The organism is Moorena producens PAL-8-15-08-1, assembly GCF_001767235.1.
Taxonomy (GTDB): domain Bacteria; phylum Cyanobacteriota; class Cyanobacteriia; order Cyanobacteriales; family Coleofasciculaceae; genus Moorena; species Moorena producens_A.
The window spans coordinates 2989461-3015183 of the sequence record NZ_CP017599.1 but is presented as its reverse complement, the minus strand read 5'-3'; the positions used below and the strand labels follow the sequence as shown (position 1 = coordinate 3015183).

15 protein-coding genes are annotated in these 25723 nt (G+C 43.6%); 10 read left to right on the top strand and 5 right to left on the bottom strand.

Annotated features, from left to right (window positions below; genetic code table 11):
- Nucleotides 1-54: 54 nt before the first annotated feature.
- Nucleotides 55-1323, bottom strand: coding sequence for a GTP cyclohydrolase II (locus tag BJP34_RS11370; protein ID WP_193431316.1), 1269 nt, complete (start codon nt 1321-1323; stop codon nt 55-57).
- Nucleotides 1324-1628: 305 nt separating this feature from the next.
- Here BJP34_RS11370 and BJP34_RS11365 point away from each other — a divergent pair, with 305 nt between their 5' ends.
- Both BJP34_RS11365 and BJP34_RS11360 read left to right on the top strand, forming a co-directional pair.
- The gene (locus BJP34_RS11365; protein ID WP_070392446.1) at nt 1629-3092 is read left to right on the top strand and encodes a PQQ-dependent sugar dehydrogenase; all 1464 of its coding nucleotides are present in this window, start codon (nt 1629-1631) and stop codon (nt 3090-3092) included.
- A 50-nt stretch (nt 3093-3142) separates the two neighbouring features.
- The gene (locus tag BJP34_RS11360; RefSeq protein ID WP_070392445.1) at nt 3143-5290 is read left to right on the top strand and encodes an ArnT family glycosyltransferase; all 2148 of its coding nucleotides are present in this window, start codon (nt 3143-3145) and stop codon (nt 5288-5290) included.
- A gap of 20 nt (nt 5291-5310) precedes the next feature.
- On the opposite strand, the gene BJP34_RS48690 is transcribed toward BJP34_RS11360, so the two are convergent.
- Entirely contained in the window at nt 5311-7395 is a 2085-nt protein-coding gene (locus tag BJP34_RS48690) for a galactose-1-epimerase (protein WP_202972090.1), read from the bottom strand.
- 493 nt (nt 7396-7888) lie between these two features.
- On the opposite strand from BJP34_RS48690, the gene BJP34_RS11350 reads away from it, so the two are divergent.
- Nucleotides 7889-9730, top strand: a complete 1842-nt coding sequence (locus BJP34_RS11350; RefSeq protein WP_070392444.1) for a carotenoid oxygenase family protein — start codon at nt 7889-7891, stop codon at nt 9728-9730.
- Between the two features lie 591 nt (nt 9731-10321).
- Nucleotides 10322-11818 carry a TldD/PmbA family protein gene (locus BJP34_RS11345; protein WP_070392443.1) on the top strand — a complete coding sequence of 499 codons (1497 nt, stop codon included), beginning with the start codon at nt 10322-10324 and terminating at the stop codon, nt 11816-11818.
- A 463-nt stretch (nt 11819-12281) separates the two neighbouring features.
- On the opposite strand, the gene BJP34_RS11340 is transcribed toward BJP34_RS11345, so the two are convergent.
- Entirely contained in the window at nt 12282-13922 is a 1641-nt protein-coding gene (locus BJP34_RS11340) for an SWIM zinc finger family protein (protein WP_070392442.1), read from the bottom strand.
- 119 nt (nt 13923-14041) lie between these two features.
- Here BJP34_RS11340 and BJP34_RS39370 point away from each other — a divergent pair, with 119 nt between their 5' ends.
- The gene (locus BJP34_RS39370; RefSeq protein WP_149030918.1) at nt 14042-14248 is read left to right on the top strand and encodes a hypothetical protein; all 207 of its coding nucleotides are present in this window, start codon (nt 14042-14044) and stop codon (nt 14246-14248) included.
- A gap of 7 nt (nt 14249-14255) precedes the next feature.
- Here the strand turns inward: BJP34_RS39370 and BJP34_RS11335 are convergent, their stop codons facing one another.
- On the bottom strand, nt 14256-17453 hold the full coding sequence (locus BJP34_RS11335; RefSeq protein ID WP_070392441.1) for a WGR domain-containing protein: 3198 nt from the start codon (nt 17451-17453) through the stop codon (nt 14256-14258).
- A gap of 192 nt (nt 17454-17645) precedes the next feature.
- On the opposite strand from BJP34_RS11335, the gene BJP34_RS11330 reads away from it, so the two are divergent.
- The 4 genes from BJP34_RS11330 to BJP34_RS11315 all read left to right on the top strand — a co-directional run bounded on the left by BJP34_RS11330 (nt 17646) and on the right by BJP34_RS11315 (nt 23097).
- Nucleotides 17646-19442, top strand: a complete 1797-nt coding sequence (locus tag BJP34_RS11330) for a serine/threonine protein kinase (protein WP_070392440.1) — start codon at nt 17646-17648, stop codon at nt 19440-19442.
- A gap of 250 nt (nt 19443-19692) precedes the next feature.
- Nucleotides 19693-19845, top strand: a complete 153-nt coding sequence (locus BJP34_RS42960; protein ID WP_158517137.1) for a hypothetical protein — start codon at nt 19693-19695, stop codon at nt 19843-19845.
- A gap of 400 nt (nt 19846-20245) precedes the next feature.
- Nucleotides 20246-21232, top strand: a complete 987-nt coding sequence (gene thrB, locus BJP34_RS11320) for a homoserine kinase (RefSeq protein WP_070392438.1) — start codon at nt 20246-20248, stop codon at nt 21230-21232.
- A 251-nt stretch (nt 21233-21483) separates the two neighbouring features.
- Nucleotides 21484-23097 carry an NAD(P)H-quinone oxidoreductase subunit 4 gene (locus tag BJP34_RS11315; protein ID WP_070396616.1) on the top strand — a complete coding sequence of 538 codons (1614 nt, stop codon included), beginning with the start codon at nt 21484-21486 and terminating at the stop codon, nt 23095-23097.
- A gap of 260 nt (nt 23098-23357) precedes the next feature.
- On the opposite strand, the gene BJP34_RS11310 is transcribed toward BJP34_RS11315, so the two are convergent.
- On the bottom strand, nt 23358-24143 hold the full coding sequence (locus tag BJP34_RS11310; protein ID WP_070392437.1) for a PAP/fibrillin family protein: 786 nt from the start codon (nt 24141-24143) through the stop codon (nt 23358-23360).
- Nucleotides 24144-24273: 130 nt separating this feature from the next.
- Between BJP34_RS11310 and BJP34_RS11305 the strand changes: the two genes are divergently transcribed.
- A complete protein-coding gene (locus tag BJP34_RS11305; RefSeq protein WP_070392436.1) occupies nt 24274-25686 on the top strand; it encodes a Rieske 2Fe-2S domain-containing protein in 1413 nt (470 codons plus the stop codon).
- Nucleotides 25687-25723 lie beyond the last annotated feature (37 nt).

The window sequence follows — 25723 nt, the reverse complement described above, 5'->3', positions numbered from 1 at the left end:
GAATATAGGAAGGCATAGAGAATAAGCAATTCGGGAGTGACTAAGGACTCTTGACTAATCTCCTAAACCACGCCCTTGAATTTCAGCCAATGCGATCGCATCTAGTTCAGTTGTATTGTCAGTGTAATAACCAGCAGCTTTTTTGGCAGCGATTTCTACTTGGGCATCAGCGGGAATCAAGTGTTCTGGAATGGGAATGCGCTGAATAATCTCAATACCGGATTGAACGATAGCGTTATATTTCATATCGCTCATGGAGACAAAACGGTCAATTCGTTTAATTCCCAGCCAATGGAGCACATCAGGCATTAGTTCTTGGAAGCGGATATCTTGAACCCCAGCCACACACTCTGTACGGTTGAAGTAGGCATTAGCGCTATCACCTCCTTCCTGACGTTTCCGGGCATTATACACTAAAAACTTAGTTACTTCACCTAAGGCGCGACCTTCTTTACGGAAATAAACAATGACACCTGCACCTCCAGCTTGGGCTGTCTGGACACAGACTTCTAGACCATGGACTAGATAGGGACGACAGGTGCAGATGTCGGAACCGAAAACATCGGAACCATTACATTCATCATGAACTCGTACAGCCAGCAGTCGATTGGGTTCAGTAATGGCTGCCACATCACCAATTAAATAGACAGTGATGCCACCAATGGGGGGTAAGAATACCTTTAAATCGGGGCGGGTGATCAGTTCCGGGAACATGCCACCGGTTTGCTGAAATAGAGCACGGCGCAGGTAACTTTCCTGAATGTCCAATCGTTGGGCAATTCCCGGTAGATACCAAACCGGGTCAATTGCCACTTTAGTTACTACTAAACTACCATCGTTTTTAATAATTTTGCCATCAATTGCTAAACGTTTTTTCTCTACAGCATCCTGTAGTTCTGGCATATTGATATGAGCTTTGGTGATGGCAATTGTGGGTCTAATGTCGTATCCCTGCTGATATAAATCGCTATAAACTTCACCTACCATCGCCCCAAAGGGGTCGAGAGAAACAATCAAATTAGGGTCAGTCCAACTGGGATGAGGACCAATAGGAACGATGGGAGCAGTGTTGGTGAGATCCGGGCGGTGATTGGGCTCGAGTGTGCCACTGGCTACGGCTAAGGCTCGATACAGTGAATAGGAGCCTGAGTGAGTACCAATAACATTGCGATGAGCTGAGTTAACTAAGGTACCGACAATGGGTCCTCGTTTGAGGGGGTCACTTTCTCCCCAGTTAATTGCTGGAGAATTTAATCTAGAAGAGCTAGGATGGGAGGTTAAAACGATATGCTTGGGTTTGGTTATAGTTTTTGAATCTTCCATTAGGGTTACTCTGTAGAATGCACCAACGAGTGTCTAAGTCTTAGCATCTAAGACTTAGTTAATAGAGATAAATTACTATACTAACAATTTATAACAAGACTATCAGTAGTTTCTATTACTATTGCTCTAGTGGGCAAGAATTGCGGAACCAGTGCCTTGAGCTGTAACATGCAAAAAACCAAATTACGCCACCATGACTCCAAGCTCAATCCCTCACAAGGTAGTTATAGCAAGGAGTTTCGTATTTTGGTATTTCTCAGATTTTTAGCGTCTGCGCCCTTACCTTAGCAGCATTCATATTATGTATGAAGAAATTTCGCCTTCTCTATTTTATCTTGTCGCTCTTCTTGGTCATCTTTGCTGTTTCCAGCATTTCTTCTGCCCAGATAACCGATCCCATTCCCGAGCCAATTAAAAAGTCAGAACTCTCTGTCGGATTGGAAGAAGTTGTTAAAATTCCCAATAGTGGAACTGGAAGAAAGAAAGCTGCTCGCTTGAACCTGCTTACCCATGCAGGAGATGGTAGCGGACGATTATTTGTTAACGATATGCGTGGCAAGTTGTATGCCATTGTTGACGGCACTGCTACTGTTTATATGAATCTGAAAAAACTAATTTGTGCAGACTTTACCTATGAAACTCCTCAACAGGGCTTCGCTTATTTTGCTTTTCATCCAGAATTTGCTAACAATGGAATTTTTTATACTGTAACTAGCGAAGTTAAAACTGGCGGTACTCCTGACTTCCCCGTTACCAAACCAATTATTAACAGTAACAAGAACATTATCGAAAGTGCCCACCACGATGTAATTCGCGAGTGGAAGGCAACAAACCCTTCTAGCAATACTTTTGCGGGAACATCCCGTGAGATTTTGCGCATTGAAGAGCCTTACCCAGATCATAATGTTGGACAATTGGGCTTTAATCCCAATGCTAAACCAGGAGATGATGATTATGGCTTGCTATACATTGCAGTAGCTGATGGCGGTAGTGATGGCTATCCTGTTAGTGATACCGATCCCTTGGATAATGGACAGAATCTGGGAACACCCCTGGGCAAAATTCTCAGAATCGATCCCTTTGGGAATAAGAGTGTTAATGGTAAATATGGTATTCCTGGTGATAATCCTTTTGTTACAGATGACGATCCTAAGACCTTGGGTGAAATCTGGGCTTATGGACTGCGTAATCCCCATCGTTTTAGCTGGGATACTGGTGGCGAAGGCAAAATGTTGATTGCTGATACTGGTCAGGCTTTTATTGAAGAAATTAATCTTGGTATCAAAGGAGCTAACTATGGTTGGGGCGAGCGGGAAGGTACTTGGGTTATAGAGGAAAATAATGAAAATGTTTTGTTTGCATTACCCAAAAATGATCGCTCCTATGGCTATACTTATCCCGTTGCCCAATATGACCATGACATCCCCCCCGACATAAAAGGCTTCTATGGAATTGCGATCGCTGGTGGTTATGTTTATCGGGGCAAAGCAATTCCTGAATTAATCGGTCAATACATTTTTGCTGACTTCGCTCATGATGCCAGATTTTTCCACGTTCCTGTGGATGAACTTGTCGATGGCAAACAGGCAAAAATAAAAGAACTCAGACTCTTTGACGGAGAGCAAGACGCTTCTTTTCTAGAAATCATTGGTAAAAAACGCTCTGATGTGCGATTCGGGGTGGACGAAGAAGGAGAAATCTATGTGACATCGAAACAAGATGGTAAAGTTAGGAAACTCGTTCGTTCACCAGAATTATCTAAGTATTAAAAGATTCTGGAACAGCTAAGAGTCCAGTCTTCGAGAATAAGGTCACAGAAATGAAGTCTATCCCACGTTTTCCTAGTTTCGGCTGTCAAGCCCTCAGATCTCTCGGATGCAACCCAATTCTGTTGGCAATTTTCCTGGTCTCACTAGTGCTGCGTGTCTTAGCGATTACCGTTGCCTTCAATGTAGATGAGATGAATTGGATGCGCCGGGGTAGCCTGTTTCTATGGCGGTTGCTCGAAGGAGATCTAGCGGACACCTATCTCCGCCATCATCCAGGTGTTACCAATATGTGGCTCACTGGCAGCAGCCAGCTACTCAATTGTCAATTTCACAAGCTGTTCCAAGGTTGGCTAAACCTGAATCAGACACAAAGCCTGGAAGCCTGTTTAAATACAACCAATTTCCCTATCAGCTCATTCGTTATGCCGCGCCTGCTACAAGCAGTAATGACTTCAGCTTGCATGGTAGGGATATACATACTTGCCAAACGGCTGTTAGGGCGACCGGCAGCGCTAGCAGCGATTAGCCTCCTAATCCTAGAACCGTTTTTTTTAGCCTATCAGCGCTCCATCACCACTGATGCGTTACAAACTGACTTTGGTATTTTGGGATTGCTACTGCTGCTCCTTTACCTACGGGGAGATGGCACTCGTCGAACCCTTGTAGCATCAGGTGCCTTAATGGGGCTGGCCGTAGCTGGAAAAATACCGACTATTTTTGTCTTGCCTGGGGTTGGACTCTGGATTGTCCTGATTGAGTTAGGTGTCTGGCAAGCCAGTTTTCCCCAGCGGGGATGGAAGCGACAGACTGTAGACATGATGCTTTGGGGTATAAGCTTTTGTTCAGTTATCTTTCTAATTTGGCCAGCACTATGGGTAGCTCCCTTAGAGACTTTGGGTAAGCTTTACGAGGGCTTATTGCAAGAAGCTGATACAGGCGACCAATTCTTTTGGGGACAGGTCACTGATTCACCCGGACTAATTTTTTATCCCCTAGCGCTAGCGTATCGTTTATCACCTACACTGCAAGTAGGTTTGTTGACTTGTTTAGCAGCACTGCTCATTCCCAGGCTGCGGCAGCACCGGGCTAAAATTCCTGAGCTGGTTGCACTTACCTTAATCCCAATCTCTGTCTTGGTAATCGTTTCAGTTATCGATAGAAAGTACGATCGCTACATTATGATTATCTGGCCAGAGTTAGCCTTGCTAGCTGGAGCTGGATGGAGAAAAATCGGGGCTTGGGTTAAATATTGGGGAACTCCTTTATGGTCAAGGGGAAGCGATAGGTGGCGAACAATCCGGGGAGTCAAGACAGCACTCACACTAGCACTTGCCCAAATAATTTTCCTTGTGCCACACTTTCCCTACTACCTGACGTACTACAATCCTTTACTGGGTGGTTCCCGTGTTGCCAAGAATTTGCTGATGATGGGTCAAGGAGAAGGTCTAGATCAAGCTGCACAATGGTTAAACCAGTCCCCCAATGCCAGAGAAATGAAGGTATCTGTATGGTATAGTGCAGCTTTTGCTCCCTATTTTCAGGGTGAAATTAAAGGCATATGCAGGAATAAATGCCCTGAGCCAAGACGCTGGACAGGAGCTAATCGCGTGGTATTTTATATCAATCAAATACAGCGTATGTTTCCGGAATCGGAGATGTTAGACTACTTTCTAGTGCAGCAACCATTCTACACTGTACAGCTTCATGGTGTTGACTATGTACAAGTCTATCCTGGACCAGTTCCCTTACCAGAGGATTTAGAACACATCCAAGTACCCCTTTTCCTGTCTTTTGGTGAACAGGTGCGCTTGCTAGGTTATGACTTGAAGACTTCTAAGCTAAAGCCAGGTGATGAGCTTTTAGTCACCTTTTACTGGGAATTTCTAGAGCCAGTACCACCAAACTTTGCGCTTAATATGAGCTTAAGCAATGAAGATGGAAACACGTTCAACAGTTCACAGGCAAGTCTATTGAATGGCTATCTGCCTCTTGCTCGAATTGCTCCTGGGACAATTATACGTGATGTCCGTAAGCTGACTATCACACCAAAAACATCACCTGGGTTATATCTTCTTGAAGTAGGATGGTTTTCACCGAATAAGAAACAAGCACTGCAAGTACAGGATGCCAAGAGAAATTCTCAAGGAAATCAAGCATTTATTGCCGAAGTGGAAGTAGTCAAGTCAGTTACGCCATAATTGCACCTATAGCTTAGAATCTAATTGTCATTTTCCATTCTGCCTGGTAGCACTCCCGGAATTTTAAGGCGGATACGATAAAGACTGTTTCTTGCTGTAATATAGAGGGTTTGGTAGTCGCTGTCGCCCCAGGCTAAATTAGCGGGAGCTTCTGGCACTTCAATAATGCCCAGTAGGTTGCCGCTGGGATCAAAAATCCAAACTCCCCCAGGTCCAGTACTGTAAACATTTCCTTGGATGTCTACCTTCATACCATCTGCTGCCCCCTCTTTACTAGGAGGTTTCAGTTCGGCAAAAAGTTTTCCATTCTCTAACATCCCGTCTGGCTTGACATCAAAAACCCGAATATGACCTCTTTGTGAATCATTGACATATAATTTAGTTTCATCTGGGGAAAAGACAATACCATTAGGGCGCACAAAGTCATCAACTAGCAGAGTTAGTGTGCCATCTGGTGCTAGGCGATAAACACCATAAAAGCCTAATTCTTCTTGTTCCGATTTGATGCCATAGGGAGGATCGGTAAAATAGATGCTACCATCTGATTTGACTGCTAGATCGTTGGGACTATTCAGCCGCTTGCCTTGGTAGTGACTAGCTAGAGTTACAATTTTTCCATCTTTCTGTGTTAAGGATAGACGACGATTACTATGTTCGGCAGTAACTAAACGCCCTGAGCGGTCTAACGTATTACCATTAGCATTGCCAGAAGGTTGACGAAAAATCTCGGTTTTTTGCTCTGGTTGCCATTTATAAATGGTATTAGCTGGAATATCACTAAATAGTAGAAAGCCGTCGGGATGCCAAACAGGTCCTTCAGTAAACTTAAAACCTCCTGCTACCTTTTCAACTTGAGTATTGGGAGCAATAATTTTTCCTAGATTATTTTGTTTGGTGTAAAATTTATAAACCATTAGGTGTCGGTAAGTTTCACCTGGATGCAAGATAACCGAAGGAAAGTTAGGCTGATTGACTGAGTCAGGAAAATGTTGTGTCTCTAAGCACAAACCTTGATGATTTGTATAAACAACATCTCCTTTCCCCACAGTTCTAAGCTTAGGAAGATTTCCCGAAAAAAACTGTATTCCTGGCTGATTACTGTGAAGCTCCATCACCCGACCAGATTTTGGTTCATATACAGTAGCTGCGAGTTTTATTTTTTCTGATTCTCCATTCAAGACATAATTGAGGTCGTAGCCTCCTGGATAGTTTGGCTTTAGGGTATTTCTAAGCTGATTAATGCCATCTCCAATCAACTGAGGCTGAGTAAAGTCGTAGGGTGTATCTTTAACTGATTTAATCTCTCCTGTAGGGATGCGCTGTTCGTTGTTAGGCGTATATCTATCGGCATTGATCGTTAAATATTGTCCTAGAATATTCCCAGAACCATGACCAGCCAAGTTCCAATATGTATGATTTACCAAGTTGACAGGAGTAGGTTTGTTAGTGGTAGCAGTCATTTCCAGCTTTAACTCATTATCGTTAGTCAGAGTGTAAATGGCTGTCACTTTCAAATCACCTGGATATCCTTCTTCTGAGTCAGGACTCAGATAAGTTAGTTTTAGTGCCTGTCTTTGGCTACTGTTAATTGGTTCAGCTTTCCAAACCACTTTGTCAAAACCTTTGTTACCACCATGTATGTGATGGGGAGGGGCATTAGCAGCTAGATCATACTTTTGACCATTGAGAGTGAACTGAGCATCTTTAATCCGATTAGCGACGCGACCAACAATTGCACCATAATATAGGTAGTGCTTAGCGGTCAAATAAGCTTCTAGACTATCAAATCCCAGCACGACATCGTCTAGCTTACCGCTGTTGTCAGGCAAGTGTAATTCAGTAAGAGTAGCACCATAGTTGGTTATCTTAGCTACTAAACCATTGGTATTGGTTAAAGTATAGAGATAAACGTTTTGACCATCTTTAGTCTGGCCAAATTCAATCTTGGTTAAAGTTTTGTTTTGTTTGGTCTGGTAGTTATTTGCTGTGGGGTAAGATTGCTGAGGGTTAAATCTATTGTAGTAATCTACGTTCCCTAAAAGTAAACTCATTCCCATTGCGGTCAAGACTGTGATTATTTTTAGTAACATTGAGCCAGTCAGCATAGTTGATTTTTTAGGAATTAATTGTCATCTATTATAACGAGTTTTTTAAAGTAATATAAGAGAGGGACAATTTTGTAATAATTTAGCTGTCACTTATCAGCTATCAGCTAATGCGCTACGCCCACGGGTGCGCGTTCAGCTATCAGTTATCAGTTATCAGTTATCAGTTATCAGTTATCCACTTATGGGCTATGGGCACGCTGTCTTGATGCAGTCGCTCACGAGTTGCACCTGTGCATAGCTGATAGCCTTGTGGAAACCTCGAAAACCGGGCTGTCTACCCAAAACTGGGCTGAATCGCTTCTGAGTAAGACTTCTAGAATTTAGATGGGTTTGCCCTGGAATTATAGTTGAGGACATAGTATTTTAGTTTAAAGAGAACTTCGGAACGTAAAATTTCCTATCACAGAAGAGAACTATGTCTTAACATTTACTTATACTGGTAGAATATACCAAGATATATGCGTATTGGTTATAGACCAAAACAGTAACCATGACAGCAAAACCGAAAGCAACATTTTCAACTGACTTACCCAATAACCTCCGCGAACACAATACAGCATCTCTCGACCTAGAGATGAATGTAATTGAGGGAGAAATTCCTTCTGATTGTGAGGGACACGCTTTTTGGTTAGTTCCAACACCTCAAAATGGAGCTACTCCTTGGTTTAATGGCTATGGACAGTTGTATCGTTTAGATTTTAAAAGCGGAAGCATCCATCTCAAAAGCGAACAATTTCGCACGCCTTCTGTCATCTGCGATCAAAAAATAAATGAACAGCCCTGGTGGACATACTTAACAAATTTGCGAAAATTACTGTTTGGGAGATTATTTAGATTTCGTAATCTGGGAGGTTTGGCTCGTCTAAGCCCCAGATTAGGCGTACAAAACCAATGTAATACAGCAATTCAAGCTTTCCAAGATCCGGATAATAACTCTTGGCGTATGTTTGCCACCATTGATTCAGGTCGTCCTTTCGAGTTTGACTTAACCACCCTAAAACCAGTGACACCTGTAGGCGATCGCTCGGAATGGATTCCTTTAGAAATAAATGGCATACCAAGTCTTGGGGATATTAAAATACCCTGGATTTTTCCTATGCATATGAGTGCAGCCCATACCGCTTACGATCAGAATACGGGAGAAATATTTATTATTAATTGCATCTTTGATATTCCAATCAGTGTGGGAGCAATTGATCCAGATACTTATATACATATTTGGAATGGTCAAGGTAAGTTCCAGACAACCCAAATAATTGATGATCGCACCAATAAACCAGTTGAAATTAAGCAATCTACGCACCAGATAGTAATTACCAAAAACTACGTGGTAATTATTGACACGGCTTTTCGCATAGAATCTTTAAGAATGTTAATTCCTGAAGTAAAAGCTAAAGCTCAATCAGCTTACAATCAAGTCTGGTTAGTGCCGCGAGCACAACTTCAGGGCGGAAAAGCTATTGCGAAACACATCACAATCCCTCGCGAATGTGTTCATTTTTATGCTGATTATGAAGATAATGATGGAGAAAATTTGATCTTGCATCTGGTGTTAGCTTCTGGTCATGATGTTAGCGAGTGGCTACAGAAATCGGATAAAAGATGGCCAACCTTATTTGAATTTGTTCCATCTGCTTTTTATGGCTATCCTCCTGGTGTATATGATCAGCAGGGTTTTGGTAAATGTGTTGTTAATGCGAAGACAGGGGAACTAAAGAGTGAACAACCTTGCTTATTCGAGGATTTTTGGGGAGTTGCACTCCCTACATATCAAGGAATTCAAGGTACGTCTCCCACACAGTTTCAGAATATTTGGGTAAACTACGCTGGGTATATTAGTGAAATTACCCCACGCCGATTGGTTGAATTATACGCTAATCATCCTTTCCGTGAGGTACAAGTAAACGATTTACCTAATTGGAAACCATCGGGTATTTTGCGATGGTCTCCAGTGGATATGGAAGTTAAAGATTCATGGGCTATTGAACGAGGGTATGTCGTTAATACCCCTATTTATGTTCCTAAGCAAGGGCAAACTGACGAACTTGAAGGGTATATCGTGGCGACGGTAACTACTCCTAGTGGGTCTGAATTTTGGATTTGGCAAGCAGGAAATCTGGCCGCAGGACCAATTACCAAATTGGGTCACGAGGACGTTAAATTTGCTTTGTCTCTCCATTCAGCTTGGGTTCCTTCCATCGCACCACGGGATGCCAAGTATAAAGTGGATCTCCGCCAGGATATGGATATCAACAAGCCTGAGTATTTCTTACCTGACTGGATTAAGGAAATCTTTGAAAAGGATATTTATCCTGAATTTGAAGATCACTGACATGCTTCCCCGGTAAATCGAAGACTATACCGGGGGCTTCCAATTGATAAAAATAAACCTTAACAACAAACCTGATCTGCCCTGCTTTGGAGCAGGGCTGTTTCTTTGTCGGTTGAGACTAAGGAGGAGCTAGGGAAATAGGGATAATTAGTCGATCAGCTCACTAGATGTAGAATTACTGAAGCTATTTCAGGTTACCATAGAGTTTGTAATAAATATTTTTATATCAACTAAAACCAGGGCAAATCTATTTTAATAGCTGTTACGGATCCTTAATTAACTATTAACAATTGACCTATTATCTCAATGCATTCAGGTCTTGAATCAAGGAAAACTCAGGTATTTGACCTAGGGCTGCTCGTAAATGATTGATTCTGGACAACTAGAAACACGCTGATTTATTATTGGTTCTTATTACTTGTTATTGCTTTTAGGATTAGGCTGAATGGTTACAACCAGCGACTTGGATTTTACTGACCTTTATTAAAATGAGGAGAGGGCTAGGTTAAGCCTAATCTAATTCCAGTGGAATTATAGCAACTTTAATCCATATTAGGCATTGTTCTTAAAAATTATTTACATACTTTACATATGATACAAGCCTTAGCACCAATTACGACTACTGACTTGGCGAGAAACTTGGCGACACTAGGGATTGATTTAATTCGTAAAGCTGGGTGTGAGTATGGAGATATCCGTATTTGTACTTACCGTAATCAGAACTTAACCGCACGCGATCGCTCCCTTAGCCAACTCTGTGATGATGTTAGTTCTGGCTTTGGGGTAAGAGTTTTACTAAAGGGCGCTTGGGGCTTTGCGGCAAGTCCCTATAAAACTCCAGAGGAAGTGGAACGAATGGTGGCTTTAGCTGTAGAGATTGCTAAAGGTAGCCGCCTTTCTCAGCAAACACAGGTAAGATTAGCGCCAGTAGAAGCCTATCGCGATAGCTATATTACTCCAATCGAAATTGACCCGTTTACTATACCAATTACTGAGAAAGCCGATTTACTATTGCGTATTAATAATCAATTGCTTAGCTATAGCGATCGCGGAATTAAGAAGGCTTACTCTTTCCTGCGTTTTACTCGTGAAGACAAGATTTTTGCGTCTACTGTTGATTCCCTAATTGAACAAACTATATACCGCAGCTATCCAGGTATGGGTTGTACAGCAGTTGCCAATGGGGATGCTCAAAGCCGTAGCTATGAGCGTCCACCTTTAAATATCGGTTATGAGCATATTCAACCTCCAGACCTTTTGAATCAGGTAGAACGGGTAGCAGAAGAAGCAATAGAGAAGGTTCATGCTCCCAAAGGACCTTCTGGTATTCGCAGCACTCTGATTCTGAAGCCTAGTCATCTCCACCTAACAATTCATGAATCGGTGGGACACCCTACGGAACTGGATCGGGTGTACGGCTATGAGTCGAATTTTGCTGGTACTAGCTTTGCGACTACTGATAAATTGGGCAAGTTGCAATATGCTGCTCCTTGGGTGAATTTTAAATGCGATCGCACTCAATCCGGGGGACGTAGTACTTTAGGTTATGACGATGAGGGGGTACCATCACAAGATTGGTATGTTGTCAAGGATGGCATTTTAGTAGACTACCTCACTGACCGGGAAACCGCTTATCGACTAGGTAATGCCAGTAGTAACGGTTGCGCTTACGCCGATAGTTGGTCAAGTGTACCAATGGTGCGGATTCCTAATTTAGGGTTGGAACCGGGAGCAGAGGGAGGAAGTCACTCTGCCACACTATCAGAAATGATTGCTGAGACTGAGGAGGGCATTTTAATTGATGGTAGAGGTAGTTTTTCCATTGACCAGCAGCGACGTAATTTTCAGTTTGGTGGAGATGCTTTCTGGAAGGTGGAGAAAGGTAAAGTAGTGGGCATGCTGAAGGATGTCACCTATCATTCTATGAGTACTGATTTCTGGAATAGTGTTGATGCCATTGGAGTGGCTTCGGAACGGGAGCAGTGTGGTACCCATATGTGTGGTAAAGGGGAACCGATACAAATTGCTCAAATGACCCATTCTTGTGTGCCGGTGCGGGTGTGCAATATTCAGATTGGCGGAGCCTAAATCGTTAATTGTTAATGGTTTTTTATGGTTAGTTGGGCACCTCGATTAATTAGTGTTAGGTAAAACAGAGGGGAATTTTACTATCCATTACTCAACTAACTATCCAAGATGAAGCAAAAGTATCGGCATTGCTCAATCAAGCAATGCCCTTCTTATTTATTATTTCAAATATCAAAAAATTACCTTGTCTGGTTAACCATTCCCAGATTAAGCAACGCCAAAAAATAACGCCCACTCCGTTGGTTACCCCTTCGTAAACTCCCTCGGACTAGACTGCTCAACTCAAGCGGGCTCGGGTGCTATCGCTAATTAGTTTTAAGAAAACGAAACCGTAATAGCGATAGCACCCGATAGCCCGCACAGTCACGAGCAGGCTAGTGATGCGTGGTTGAACTTATCGCAGGGACGGCGATCCACCGCCCAGATTGCAAGGCTGTTTACCAACTGATGGAATGGACGTGATTTATTGAGACTGACGAGCGTGCTGCATCCGCAACGCCAGAATGTGTTCACAAGGACCTTTGTACAGCTTATTTTGCTGATACCAATTACAGGTACACTCTGCTGCTATTATACGTTCATCACGATCAATTGTCAAAGCGGGATTATAGGTTTTGCTTTTATCTCTGACATTTCCCTGTAGCTGGAGTGTACCTTGAGTGTCGTTTACTGAGGTTATTTGTACAGCATTGTTACTTAAGAAGCGGGTTGCTGTTTCTTCTCGCTGATTGGCAAACCTTAACCGTTCCATGGGTAAGGGCTCTCGGGAGAGTTCCCGGACTCGATATACTTGCTTGTTTAAGTCGTAAATGGCTCGTCCGGCTTGGGTGTAAGCTCCTAAGGCACCTAGGACAGCAGTAGGGCTTAAGTCTAAGCGCTGGGCGAGACTGTGGGGACTTTCTACCCAGTTTTCTCTGAGTGCGTCAAAAATGAGTTGTTGAGTCCACTGGTCTACATCTGCACGGGGTGCCATTAAGTCAAAGTTCCCAGCTTGAGACCAATCGTTAGCTGTCCATCCTGATAAGCCGAGGGTAAAGGACATATCCCCTAGGTCAGCTACATAAAAGGATGGCATGCCGGTTCCGAGTAGGTGAATGGTAAATTTGTTGGCAATGGGAATAAGACGTTCTAGGATGTGGAGGCGGCGGCGTCCCCAAACTCGGATGACCTGTTCTGATGAACCTTGATAGGGCGATCGCGAACAGACTATTTCGATGTTCCAAGGCTCAAATACTATTCGCACGGGTTCTCCTGGTTTGAGATGGTAACGCATTCCCCGTGGACCAGTTTTTTCTTTGTGGCGACGCAACACAAAACAGATATTGTGAATATCCATGGGCTGCAAGTCAAAGGTGGTGGCAGGTAAGGCCATGGCGGAACTGACTTGTAGAAATCCTCTTACCCAACTGTCTGGTAGGTCAATTTTGACTTCTTTAAATGCTGCTTCATGGGTGGTTTTGACTTCAAAACCGGAGGGGTCAATTTCAAATTGGGTTGTCTTGTAACTGCGGATTTTTTGAAATTCGTTGTATAGGGCGGCGGAGTAATCTATGTTTGTTGTACCGCAGGCGAATTCGCTGATAGTTTTAAAGACTTCGTAGCTGGCTCCTAGTCGGCCATAACTGGATTCATCTTGGCTGAAACATTCAAAGAAGACTTCATCGGGATGAACGGTAATTACTGGATCGAGGACAAACCAGGCATCATGGTCTTTCTGATAGAGGTAATTGTAGTACTGCTGTCTGGCTTTATAAAAGGTGGATAATCGTTGATATCGGTTCTGATTTAATTGAGTTAGTTCTGCTTGTAAGGGTTGAATTTTATTGGCGAGGTCTTGGCGTTGTGCGGCTATGATTTGCCAGTCTTGTTGGTCTTGGTTGGCACGCCATTGTTTATACTCAGTTCTGTCTTTGGGTTTGAAGCGTAAATCGGAAACTACTACGTCATGTAGGGCGCTGATGGCTTCTCGAAAGGCTACATTTTTCCCTAATTCACCAATGAAGTAGGTGGGAGGACGCTTGGTGTCTGGGGAGAAGGACATTTGGGTGCTGCTGCCGCGATCGCTAATTGCTGTACTATTTTTATAGGCGTAGTTGAATTCCATAATTTTTAGGGTATTGAAGTATTTTTTAAATTGTTAAGAGCTGAGGTGATGGCTGGGTGCATCTCATTTTTAATGTTTGACCCGGTGGGTAGAATGGGCATCTTGGTGGAACGGGCATCTTGCCCGTTTCATTTCCGGACGGGCTGTCCCAACGCTGGCGGTGCGTTACGGGACGGGCTATCCTAACACTGGCGCTCGAGGCGGAAAATCAGGGCCAGCCCGTCCCTAACGCACCCTACGCCTCGTACTATCCCTACTCCCTACTCCCTACTCCCTACTCCCTATTCCCTGTTCCCTGTTCCCTGTTCCCTAAAATCTACAACTGATAAATTCCTACACTCCTCTGACTTCGGATACTGGTTTAACCTGAATTGGAAGAGGAATAGTAGGATAGCTTTGGTGAATCTTAAGCATGATCTGAATTGAACGGGCTTTATCACCAATAGCCATTGTGATGGATTGTCGTGTTAAGATTTCTGCTACTATTTTAGCAGCTGCTTGGCTTTTTTGGGCTTCACCTTCTAGAAATGCAAACACGCGCTGTTTAGCAATTCGTCCGCGATTAACCCGAGACAAAATACTGATAAAGTAGGGAATTAAGTCTTGCAAACGGTCGGGATTATCTAGGGCATACTGTTCTAGATAGTTAGTGGCAAATAGCTGGATGTCTTGACTGGGATGTTCACTAAATTTGAGGAGATAATCTTGACCATAACTCTGCTGAAAGGTACGTAGGACTAAATCCCGCCCAAATTGACGAACATCATCCCGAGTACTGTCACAAATACTTACCATCACTTCAGGTGTCCAGTCTTGTTCGGTAATTTGTTGGCTAAACAGTTGTGTAGCAAATTCTCGGGAATCCTGCCATTTTGCTTCTAGTAATCGCACTGCGGCTAACATGTCTTGAGAATCGCTACGGATACGGTTGAGCCTTTGCTCAATCATTGCCCAAGCGGCTTGACGGACGGATAGGATTTCATGATTGGCTAGTTTGACAATGTCAGGAGTTTCTAATTCTAATCCCCAAGTGGTATAGTTAGCTTGGAGTACTAATCCTACTAATTCTTGAGCGGCTGATGATTTGGCTTGGAGAAGTTCCATCGCGTTGTCTTTGGTAATGCTAGTCATCCAGCTGGGTAAGTCTTCTCGTAGCAGTTGGACTAAATCTTGGTGAACACCTTGATGTCTTTCTGGTAGCTGCAATAGGGTAATGATTTCTGTAGCTAGCTGAGTTACAAATTCTGGATATAATTGTCCTAAGCGCTGAATTACTGGACGAATACCTTGACGCAAGTGTGGTTGTTGATTGGTTGCGATCGCTAATACTAAGTCGTAGTCTTGTAGCAAGCGTTGATCGGGAAGTTGACCGAAAATCTGAACCCCAATCCCTTGCACTGACTGATGGGAAGCGTTGAGGAGTGATTCAATTAATTCGGGTGGTAAGTCAGCGGCAGGAGTTTCGTGATTGAATAGGATTCTTGCTCCCAATTCCTGGATTTCTGGGATGGGGTGTTGGAGCAGATCTAGTACTACTCCCATACCCAATGTCCTGAGTTGGGGGGTAAAACCTAGAAGCAGGGTTTGAGCAGTGTCTTTGGCGATATCGGTTTGAGTTGGTTCTAGTTCGAGTACTGCTACAATGATTCGCCCGATTAATACTTTGGCTGTTGCTTCACTTACTATTGATTGAGTCAGTAACTGACGGGCAAAGGTACGGGTATCGGAGTGTTGACTGATGACTAACGGGATGATCAGGTTGCTAGCCGTGATCAAGTGAGTTGGTATTGCTTGTATCCACTGATGGGCTTGAGTACGAGCTGGTGGAAACTGGCAGTTGGCTAAGGCAAGTAATAAGTCTAGGTTAGGATTGTCGGGATTATCGGAATTATATTTTTGTGTTGCTAGTTCAAAGCCGAGTTGAGCGGTTACTGGGTAGGGTTTGTTAACTAGTCTGATTACAGTCTCTGTATCGATTTGATTACAGAATGACTGACATACCCTTAAGGCTTTGGCGGCAAACTGATGAACTTGATGACAATGGCTTTCTAATAGTAACTGTAGCAGTGCCTCTGGATGTTGCTCCCAAAGTTTAGGAAAGGCTTCTTCTCGGACATCTGGCTCTGGATCACCAGGTTTGTAGTTGTCGAGACAACGCCATGCCTGGCTGTTGGGCATTAATTGGTAACGGGGACTATTGGTATAGAGAATATGGTTAAAGGTTAAGTAACCAGCATAGCTGTCCCAGTTGCGAGTGTAGCTGGTGCGAGTCCAGTTGGAGTAGTTCCAGCGATACAAGGTTGATGTTCTGGCGGGCACCCCATCAGAATCAGAATATTGCAGTAATACTTCTAGGGCTAGATTTATGTAATTGCGATCGCATTCTTCACCCAATTTCCTGAGAGTCCTCCATACCCGCCGCCGTAGATAGTCACGAGTTACGTTGCTGTAAGCCCGTTTAGCATCAGGACTACCGAGGTAATTGGAACGGGGAATATATTTGCGACTATTTCTGTCCCAGTAATACTTATGCCAATAAGACTGATGAAACATTGGTGGCTCGGTGTCTAGGCGGTAGGCGATAATGCCAAATACTTGGGCATCTTGTCGATATTCGGCAATCTTGAATATGTGGCGAATGGCTTTGAAGTAGTTGGGGCGTAGGGGAGCAGTGCGTAATAGGTCTAGTAGTGCTGGGCGCACTTGAGCATTATTAATTTGATATAGGGTATCGAGGACACCAAAACGAGTATAGTCGTTACTGTCTAGATAGGTAAGTAGGGCATTAGAGAACTGAGCAGGATTATCGGTTTCGATATGGGATTGCAATTCGGCAGGCAATTGCTCTATCTGTTGAGAGCGCAACAGGTCTTGAGTTGATGGATCACAGAGTTTCATCCAGGCTTCCCAAGCAATCCCCTTGACAAAGTCTGGAGTTGAAGGGGTTTCATACAAGCGTTGGAGGTGAGGAATTACATGCTCATCACCACACCATCCTAAAGCCCAAGCAATGCAGTAGTCTTTTAAGGGTTGATCAGTGCCAATTAGGGGGATAATTAAGGGCGTAGCTTCAGGAATTTTAAGTTCTCCAGCCCGCCAGATCGCTCGGGTTTGGGACCATTTACTAGAGCCTTTACTACTATCTGGATTTGCGTTCGGCTCTGCCGTGCCAAAAGCGATCGCGTTGAGAATGGCTTGATGGCGTGGGTCGTTGGTAACTAGATTACTAGTAGTTAAGTTACTGGTATTTAAGTCATTAACCTCTTGTTGAGTCTCACTATTTGATGGCTCAGTTACATCTTGATAGCCTTTCTTGAGTTTTGAGCCAACTAACTGATCAAACACTTGTTGTGCTTTAGCTAAAGCTACCGGCTGAGCAGTTTTTGAACTTTCTTTCAAGGTCTTGCCACGGCGTCCATAGCGGAAGTTAACGATATACTGCTCGTTACCAAGATCACACAGATCGACTTCGTAGATTTTATCTGAGTTACCAGCTTGATAATGGAGCGTAGTGCGTTTGATCAGTTTCATAGGAGATCACGGAAGACTCAGGGAGAAGTGGAAACGCCTGTCATTACCACCATATTAAAAAAATTATCTAGTCGCTCCCTTTCCCCAATCCTAAAGCTATCGTAAATAAAAGCAAGGTAAGCCCAGCCTAACCGAAAGGATTAAAACTTGCCCATTGCTGCCTAGCTTAATTGTGATGTAGCCGATAGATTAATGAGCAATTTTCCAGACTTATCCAGTCACCATTTCAAAGTGATCAGGGAATTGGGTCATAATCGCGCTGGTGGGAGAGTGACCTACCTAGCCCGAAACCAGGTCAATCACGAATTGGTAGTGATCAAGCAGTTTCAGTTTGCTCAACGCAACAGTAACTGGTCAGACTATGAGACCATAGAAGGGGAAATTCAAGTGTTGCGGGGACTGAATCATCCCGGTATCCCCCGTTACTTAGGGTCATTTCAAACCACTAGGGGCTGTTGTTTGGTACAGGAATACAAACATGCTCCTTCCTTGGCAATACCTCGTAGTTTTGACCCGGAGGAGATTAAGCAAATCGCGGTTGGGTTACTCAACATTCTGGTTTACCTACAACATCGGATTCCTCCGATCATTCATCGAGATATCAAACCCGAAAATATCTTAGTAGATGAGACGATCAATGTTTTCCTGGTAGACTTCGGCTTGGCTCGGATTGGTGATAGTGAACTAGCGGTGAGTACTGTAGCCAAAGGCACTATTGGGTTTATGGCTCCGGAACAGTTATTTGATAAAGCCCTAAGTAAAGCGTCAGACTTATATGGGTTAGGAGCGACCTTGATTTGTTTACTAACTGGTACTCGATCGACTACGATTAATACTTTAATTGATGAAGACTATTGTCTCAATTTTCAGCATCGTCTACCTCAAGTAAGTTTGGGTTGGCTGGAGTGGTTGCAAAGGATGGTAGAGCTGAAACCTAAAGACCGTTTTCCTGATGCTGAAACGGCTTTAGAAGCTCTCAAGCCAATCTACGTTATCCGGATTCCAGAGGCAAAACTATCCCAATCGTATCTAGAGTTGAGGGCTAAAAAATTAGGGGAAAAACTGACAAAAACTATCACGATTTGTAACACAGTTCCAGACACAGCCTTAGAAAGCCGCTGGCAAATTGCTCCCCATGTCAGTGACCCACCCCACACTCCCTACTTCCATGACTGGATTCGATTGGACACAGCTGATGTTAATGGTAATCAAGGGTTGTGCCAAATTACGATAGATACCAGTAAGCTGATGGCAGACCAAACCTATGAGCGAGAGGTATTAATTCACACTAATGCTGAACAGTCAACTCAGGTTTTACCCCTGAAAATCCATACTGCTCCGGTACCAATTGCCACGAAAAAACTTCCCTATCTATCCCTAGCGCTATTGATTGGTTTAGCTACGACAGCTACTTGGGTAGAAACTACGGCTTGGGAGGGAATTGTGAGTAACAGTGGCACAATCGGGATTGCGATCGCTACTTTTGTCTCAGTCTTGGTGGCAATGCTAGGATTGACTGCGGCTGTGACATCTGGGGTGATCTCGAAACTGGTAGCAAGACTCAGAGCCAGGTTTAGTATTCCGTTAAAGGCTATGGATACCGTAGCAGCAGTGTTTTTTGCTGGAGTAGCAGCCCTGTTGGTAGCTGGATTTGGTGCCAAGTTTCGCGCTACGGATAGCGCGATTGCTACCTTTGCAGCAGTGGATGCGGTAGTGTTTATGGCAGCCTTTGAAGGGGAAGGAGTCGCTCAAAGCTGCCGAAAGCGTGGGTTTAGTAAAATCTTAGTCCTGGGAGTGCCTGTGTTATCGGTAGCCTTGGGCATTAGTTTAGGTATCGGTTTAAAGCTGGGATTTTTAAATGTGTTGGTACTGATCGCCATTTTAGTTACAGCAGTTCCCTTAGGTGTGATGATTCTCTATCCCCCATTAGAGCGTCTGCGGCAAGTCAAAACCTATCGGAAATTAGAAAGAAATTTGATCAAGCCTTAGAGGATATTTATTTGGAGGAGTGATCAGGCTACTGCTTCCACTCAATTTTTTGTGATTGCAACAAAATAATAGATCTGGACTCCCTTTTCTTTGTGGGACTATGGTTTACCTACAACGTTTAACAATGTTTAACAATTAATAGTTAACCACCCAAGCCGCTATTATATTTTTTGATATTTAATTAGGTAATTTATTATTCCCTATTACCCATTATCAAAAAGCGCTCAGCTATCTAGCGTTTTCCATACTAATGAGGAACACATTATTTTTTGCCTATTCCCTGTTCCCTGTTCCCTGTTCCCTGTTCCCTGTTCCCTGTTCCCTGTTCCCTGTTCCCTGTTCCCTGTTCCCTGCTCCCTGCTCCCTGCTCCCTGCTCCCTGCTCCCTGCTCCCTGCTCCCTAAACAAATGTACCTCACCCAATTGAAAAGCGCTATATTGAGTTCGTGATTAACAAAACTTGGTATATTATAAAATTTTGTAATTTTATAGGTGTTTAATACTTTGGCTTTGGAGTAACAGGTTTTATTAATGTAGAACTCCCCTATCAGCTGATCGGCCTTTGATGATTTCAAACATGCTGTATCAGCACGCTCTGCACTCAGGACTTATCGAATTTTTCACAGGCTGAGAATAGACTGATTCATGATTACCATAGATAATTAATCGTTCTCACTTCTGCCTGGGTGTCGTTTATTCAAGTGAAAATCACTTACGTGCAACCAACTGTAAATAAATGTACCAAACCCAGTAGACAGGAGAGCAATTTTTAGGGCAAGATTATTTAGTTCAGAATATTGTCAAATGTCTGTTGTTTCTACAGTCAGGGTTATTGTGCCCGGTACTACCGCTAATCTAGGACCAGGTTTCGATTGCATAGGCGCAGCGTTAACTGTGTATAACCAGTTTAAAGTCACTCGCCTGGAATCGGTAAATTATGGATCACTCAAGCTTAAGATTGACGTTACTGGTGTGGAAGCCGACAAGGTTAGTAGAGATGAGAGTAATCTTGTCTATCGAGCGTTTGCAACATTATATGAGCGTCTGGGAAAAACTCCGCCTCCGGTACACCTAGAGATTGATTTGGGGGTGCCTTTGGCACGAGGATTGGGCAGTTCGGCAACAGCGATTGTTGGAGGATTGATTGCTGCAAATCAGTTAGCGGGTAAACCTCTGTCTCAGCAGGAGGTAATGGAGTTAGCGATCGCAATTGAGGGGCATCCTGATAATGTGGTTCCAGCGCTTTTGGGGGGATGTCGTTTGACCGGTCGAGGTTTGGCGATGAAACCCCAAAGACCCCAAAGACCCCAAGCAAAAGAACAGGATTGGGTAGTTTGTGAAGTTGCTTGGTCTTCTGATCTGGTCCCGGTGGTAGCAATTCCCGATTTCGAGCTTTCAACACAGGAGGCACGGCAGGTGTTGCCTGATAGCTACAGCCGTGCTGATGCAGTGTTGAATGTGGCCAGTTTGGGGTTGTTGTTGCGAGGTTTGCAGTCTGGTAAGGGGGATTGGATACGGGTCGGTTTGCAAGACCGGATACATCAGCCTTATCGCCAAAAGCTGATTCCTGGTTATGACGCTGTGGAGGCGGCAGCTTTGGATGCTGGAGCTTATGGCATGGTGATTAGTGGGGCAGGTCCTACTTTGTTGGCTTTGGTGAGTGAGTCAAAAGCACCAGCGGTTCAGGAGGCAATGGCGGTAGCTTGGACCGATGCCGGGATTCAGGCTCAAGTGCGATCGCTTTCTCTAGATTCCCACGGCACCAAGATTGCTCTGGAATTAAGTAGCTAATACCACATCCGATAGTATGACCCCCTGCTGGTTATAGTTGGTAATTGCTTCTGATTACCCAAAATATCCCATATAGCATATGGCTTCTGGGTTTCACCCACCTTAACCTAAATTTTTAATAATTCTTTACTTTTTTGGTAGCAATTGTTACCAAAAAATTTTTTTTGTGTTTTTTTGGCAAATACCCTTTGCAATTCTTAACTTTAGTTAATATACTGAAATTAGAAGCCAATAGGTATTTATTCTTAGCTATGGTCTCCGTAAATTTTCCTTGGATAACGACGATTATTCTGCTGCCCCTAGTGGCATCTCTGCTGATTCCGCTCATTCCCAGCAAGTGGCTGAGGATGATTCGTTGGTATGCCCTAGGTGTAGCCCTTCTGGATTTTGTCCTAATGATCTATGGGTTTTGGCATCATTACGATTTCCGAAACTCCGATTTTCAGCTCAGGGAAAGTTATACGTGGATACCCCAGCTTGGCATTAGTTGGTCTGTAGCAGTCGATGGCTTATCGATGCCTCTGATTGTGTTAAGTGGCTTAGTGACTACCTTAGCTATTGTTGCGGCTTGGAAGATTAACCATAAACCGCGTTTGTTTTACTGCTTGATGCTGTTCATGTATAGCGCCCAGATCGGGGTGTTTGCAGCTCAAGATTTAGTGTTGTTTTTCCTAATGTGGGAATTAGAGTTGCTGCCAGTGTACTTGCTCATTTCTATATGGGGAGGAAAACAACGCTTCTACGCCGCAACCAAATTTATTCTTTACACAGCAGCAGGTTCAGTTTTTATCCTGGTCGCCGCGCTAATGATGGCGTTTGCTGGAGATACAGTCACCTTTGACATGCAAACCCTAGGGAATCGGAATTACCCGATAGCTTTGGAACTAGTAGCTTATGCGGGTTTCTTAATTGCCTATGGTGTCAAGTTGCCGATTTTTCCGCTACATACTTGGTTACCAGATGCACACAGCCAAGCTTCTGCTCCAGTCTCGATGATATTAGCTGGGGTCTTATTGAAAATGGGTGGGTATGGACTGATGCGCATGAATCTAGAAATGCTTCCTCATGCCCATACTTACTTCGCACCAGTGCTAGCAGTATTAGGTGTGGTCAATATTATCTACGGTGCTTTGCTTGCCTTTAGTCAAGACAATCTCAAACGACGACTAGCTTACTCATCAATTTCCCACATGGGTTTTGTGTTGGTTGGCATTGCTTCGTTCACTGAATTAGGAATGAATGGAGCTATCTTACAAATGCTTTCCCATGGGTTAATCGCTGCTGCCTTATTCTTCCTATCTGGTGTCACCTACGAGCGTACTCATACCCTAGCGATGGCAAAAATGGGAGGAATGGCGAAAGAAATGCCCAAAGCATTTGCCCTCTTCACTGCTGGTTCCATGGCATCCCTAGCCTTACCAGGAATGAGTGGTTTTGTGGGTGAGTTGTCAGTCTTTCTTGGAGTCACCACTAGCAGTGTATACAGCTCGTCTTTCAAAGTCGTCATCGTTCTGTTAGCCGCAGTGGGATTAATCCTAACTCCGATTTATCTGCTTTCACTGCTCAGACAGGTATTTTTCGGTAAAAATAACTCTGGATTAATTATTGAGAAATACTTAGGGGATGCCAAGCCTCGCGAAATTTTCGTTACCGCTTGTCTGTTAATCCCTATTATTGGCATCGGTCTTTATCCGAAGCTAGTCACTCAAACCTATGATGTGAAAACTGTAGCGGTTGCTGCTCAAATGCGCCAATCCTTACCAGTGATTGTTCAAGAGGAATCACCTCTATACTCTGGTACCTTCACAGCACCAAAGTTAGCTAACACCAAAGCTCAACCTATTCTTGGGGTTACCCAGTATTGATTAGTTCCTGTTTGCGATTAGCGGGAGTTAAACAAAAAGAACGCCCCAAACAAAGTAGGAGCATCTCACTTTGGAAGAAACATACCGCAAATAGCTGTATCATTGTGATTCTAGCGCCAAAATAAAACGATATATTTGCCAAAATGAGATGCTCCTAACAAAATGGGAGCATCTTACTGTTTTAAGGCAAAGGGCGAGTGGGTAAAAACCCTTGTTACCTTGCTGTATCGCTTTTGAAATTAGTAGGTGCGCTCTTACCATTAAGAATTAAATTCGCGCTTATTGTCGCACCTGTCGATGTCACAGACTAAAACTGTACCCTTTTCCCCACGAACGATTCGTAGTTCCTCATCCAGATAGAGAATTTGTAGACGACCTTTGGGCGATCGCTTCATGGTAAATGCTACTTCTCCAGTCTCTGGGTTCATCCCTTGGGGGGGTACTAAACCGAACATCAATTTCAAAAAACCAGACATCAATTTTTCTGTCAAACTTTTCTGTGAAGATGGGGATTGATCAGCAAAAATGCCTTGCCAATCTTTTAGATTTGTTGATGGATGGGGAGCTAAAATACCTCCTGTAAATTGTACTTGCAGCACCCAATCACTAACGGGATAACAAACGCCTTTGTTGCGTACAATTCCCCTGATTTGAGGCATAGACTCATCAACGGTCGTAAATTCCACAACGATATCATAACTGCGCTGTTGACCATCTCCCAACAAAAATACAGGTTGGAGAACTCGGTCAATCACCAGTTTTAATCCTGTGGGTTGAAACATATTAAAAGCAAGACGACCGAGAGTGTAAGCATACTGACCATCTGCCAGTTGCTCTCCTCCTGGAAAATTAGGTGCGCTAATTAACAACCATTCATTATCCAAGAGTTCTCCATGACGTGTTGGTGTTGTTGTCGGATTGAGTTGAGATAAATGATTAATTGCAGCAATTACCGCTTCATCCTTAGTATTTCCACCACAAGCGGCAAGCACTTGACGCAAAGCTGTTTTAGCTGATGTACGTTTTTCTGAATCTACGACTACCATATTCTTGAAAATTTTAGCTGTCCTGATGCTACTTTAGACTATCCTAAATTTTTGAGTTTTTATTGACTATATTTTTTGAAAATTGTTACATTTATTCTGAGTAAAAATCCAATATTAAAAAAAAAATACTATGTCTAGCAGCGTTTTACAGTCCGTAACCTCTCAAACTAAGGCAGTGCAAGAACTGGCAGCAGGTGGCTCTGATCCAGAAGTCTTTGACTGGCAAGAAGTTTGGTATCCTGTTTCTTACGTCGAGGATTTAGACAAATCCCAGCCCACTCGCTTCACTTTGTTAGAGCAGGATATTGTCCTCTGGTGGGACAAGCATGAACAGATGTGGCGAGCCTTTGTCGATCAATGTCCACACCGTTTGGCTCCACTGTCTGAAGGTAGAATTAATCAGGATGGACGGCTAGAATGTCCCTATCATGGCTGGGCTTTTTCCGGAACAGGCCAGTGTGAGGTCATTCCACAGCAAAAAGAAAGGGGAAAGGCTGAAATTTCCCAACGTGCCTGTGTCAATTCACTACCGACGACAATTGCTCAAGGGTTGTTATTTGTTTATCCTGGACAAGCTGAGAATGGGGCTCAAACTAAGGTTCCCATTGTTGATGCCTTAGAAGAAGACCCGGACGGTTGGGTTTGCTTGAATACGTTTCGGGATTTGCCTTATGATGCCCTAACATTGATGGAAAATGTACTCGATCCCAGTCATATTCCTTACACCCACCACCGCAGTGTCGGTAACCGCGCTAATGTATCTCCTGTGGAATTGGAGGTTGTAGAATCAGGCAAGTGGGGATTTAAAGGGGTTTGGGCAGAAGGTCCCCGTAAAGGTACCCTAGGACGACAGGATACTACCTTTATTGCTCCTGGACTGATGTGGCATGACCTCACCTCCAAGCAGTTTGGCAGGACACTAACAGTTGTGTACGCAACTCCCATTCGCAAGGGAGAGTGTCGGCTATTTGCCCGCTTTCCTTTTAAGTTTTCCTCCAAATTACCAAGGTTATTTCTGAAACTAACTCCTCGGTGGTATTCCCATATTGGGCAAAATAATGTTTTGGAAGATGATCAGATTTTCTTGCATTACCAAGAAAGATATCTCGAACAACAAGGGGGTAGTGGTAATTTTAATAAAGCGTTTTATTTGCCAACTAAAGCCGACCTATTTGTATTCCAGTTGCGTTTTTGGGTGAATTATTATAGTATCAACCCATTTCCAGGAAAAACTCTACCACCATCACTACCCAAAGAAGTTCTCTTAGAAAGGTATCATTCCCACACGGAAAAATGCGCGAGTTGTCGTGGGGCTTTAGCGAACTTGCAACGGTTAAGGCTGGGATTAGCTGTAGGGACTGCACTGGTTTGGGTATTGCTTCCGTTACTGGTATTTATCCACCCTGAGGTATCTATTGTTACTGTTATTATTTTGACTGTAGCTGTTTTAATGAGTGGGGGAGTTTGGTGGGCTTTGGGTAAGTTGGAACGGCAATTTTACAAAGGAAGGGAAATTCCACCCCGTAATTGGCCAGAGAAATAGTAAAAGGAAGCGAAGCCCAGTCACGCTTGTTGAGTGA

What these genes read in the sequence shown, in the direction of transcription:
- BJP34_RS11370 (WP_193431316.1), bottom strand. Translation starts at nt 1,323, where the DNA reads ATGGAAGATTCAAAAACTATAACCAAACCCAAGCATATCGTTTTAACC.
- BJP34_RS42960 (WP_158517137.1), top strand. Translation starts at nt 19,693, where the DNA reads ATGAGGAACACATTATTTTTTGCCTATTCCCTGTTCCCTGTTCCCTGT.
- BJP34_RS11345 (WP_070392443.1), top strand. Translation starts at nt 10,322, where the DNA reads ATGATACAAGCCTTAGCACCAATTACGACTACTGACTTGGCGAGAAAC.
- BJP34_RS11360 (WP_070392445.1), top strand. Translation starts at nt 3,143, where the DNA reads ATGAAGTCTATCCCACGTTTTCCTAGTTTCGGCTGTCAAGCCCTCAGA.
- thrB (WP_070392438.1), top strand. Translation starts at nt 20,246, where the DNA reads ATGTCTGTTGTTTCTACAGTCAGGGTTATTGTGCCCGGTACTACCGCT.
- BJP34_RS11310 (WP_070392437.1), bottom strand. Translation starts at nt 24,143, where the DNA reads ATGGTAGTCGTAGATTCAGAAAAACGTACATCAGCTAAAACAGCTTTG.
- BJP34_RS11335 (WP_070392441.1), bottom strand. Translation starts at nt 17,453, where the DNA reads ATGAAACTGATCAAACGCACTACGCTCCATTATCAAGCTGGTAACTCA.
- BJP34_RS48690 (WP_202972090.1), bottom strand. Translation starts at nt 7,395, where the DNA reads ATGCTGACTGGCTCAATGTTACTAAAAATAATCACAGTCTTGACCGCA.
- BJP34_RS11350 (WP_070392444.1), top strand. Translation starts at nt 7,889, where the DNA reads ATGACAGCAAAACCGAAAGCAACATTTTCAACTGACTTACCCAATAAC.
- BJP34_RS11330 (WP_070392440.1), top strand. Translation starts at nt 17,646, where the DNA reads ATGAGCAATTTTCCAGACTTATCCAGTCACCATTTCAAAGTGATCAGG.
- BJP34_RS11305 (WP_070392436.1), top strand. Translation starts at nt 24,274, where the DNA reads ATGTCTAGCAGCGTTTTACAGTCCGTAACCTCTCAAACTAAGGCAGTG.
- BJP34_RS11315 (WP_070396616.1), top strand. Translation starts at nt 21,484, where the DNA reads ATGGTCTCCGTAAATTTTCCTTGGATAACGACGATTATTCTGCTGCCC.
- BJP34_RS11340 (WP_070392442.1), bottom strand. Translation starts at nt 13,922, where the DNA reads ATGGAATTCAACTACGCCTATAAAAATAGTACAGCAATTAGCGATCGC.
- BJP34_RS11365 (WP_070392446.1), top strand. Translation starts at nt 1,629, where the DNA reads ATGAAGAAATTTCGCCTTCTCTATTTTATCTTGTCGCTCTTCTTGGTC.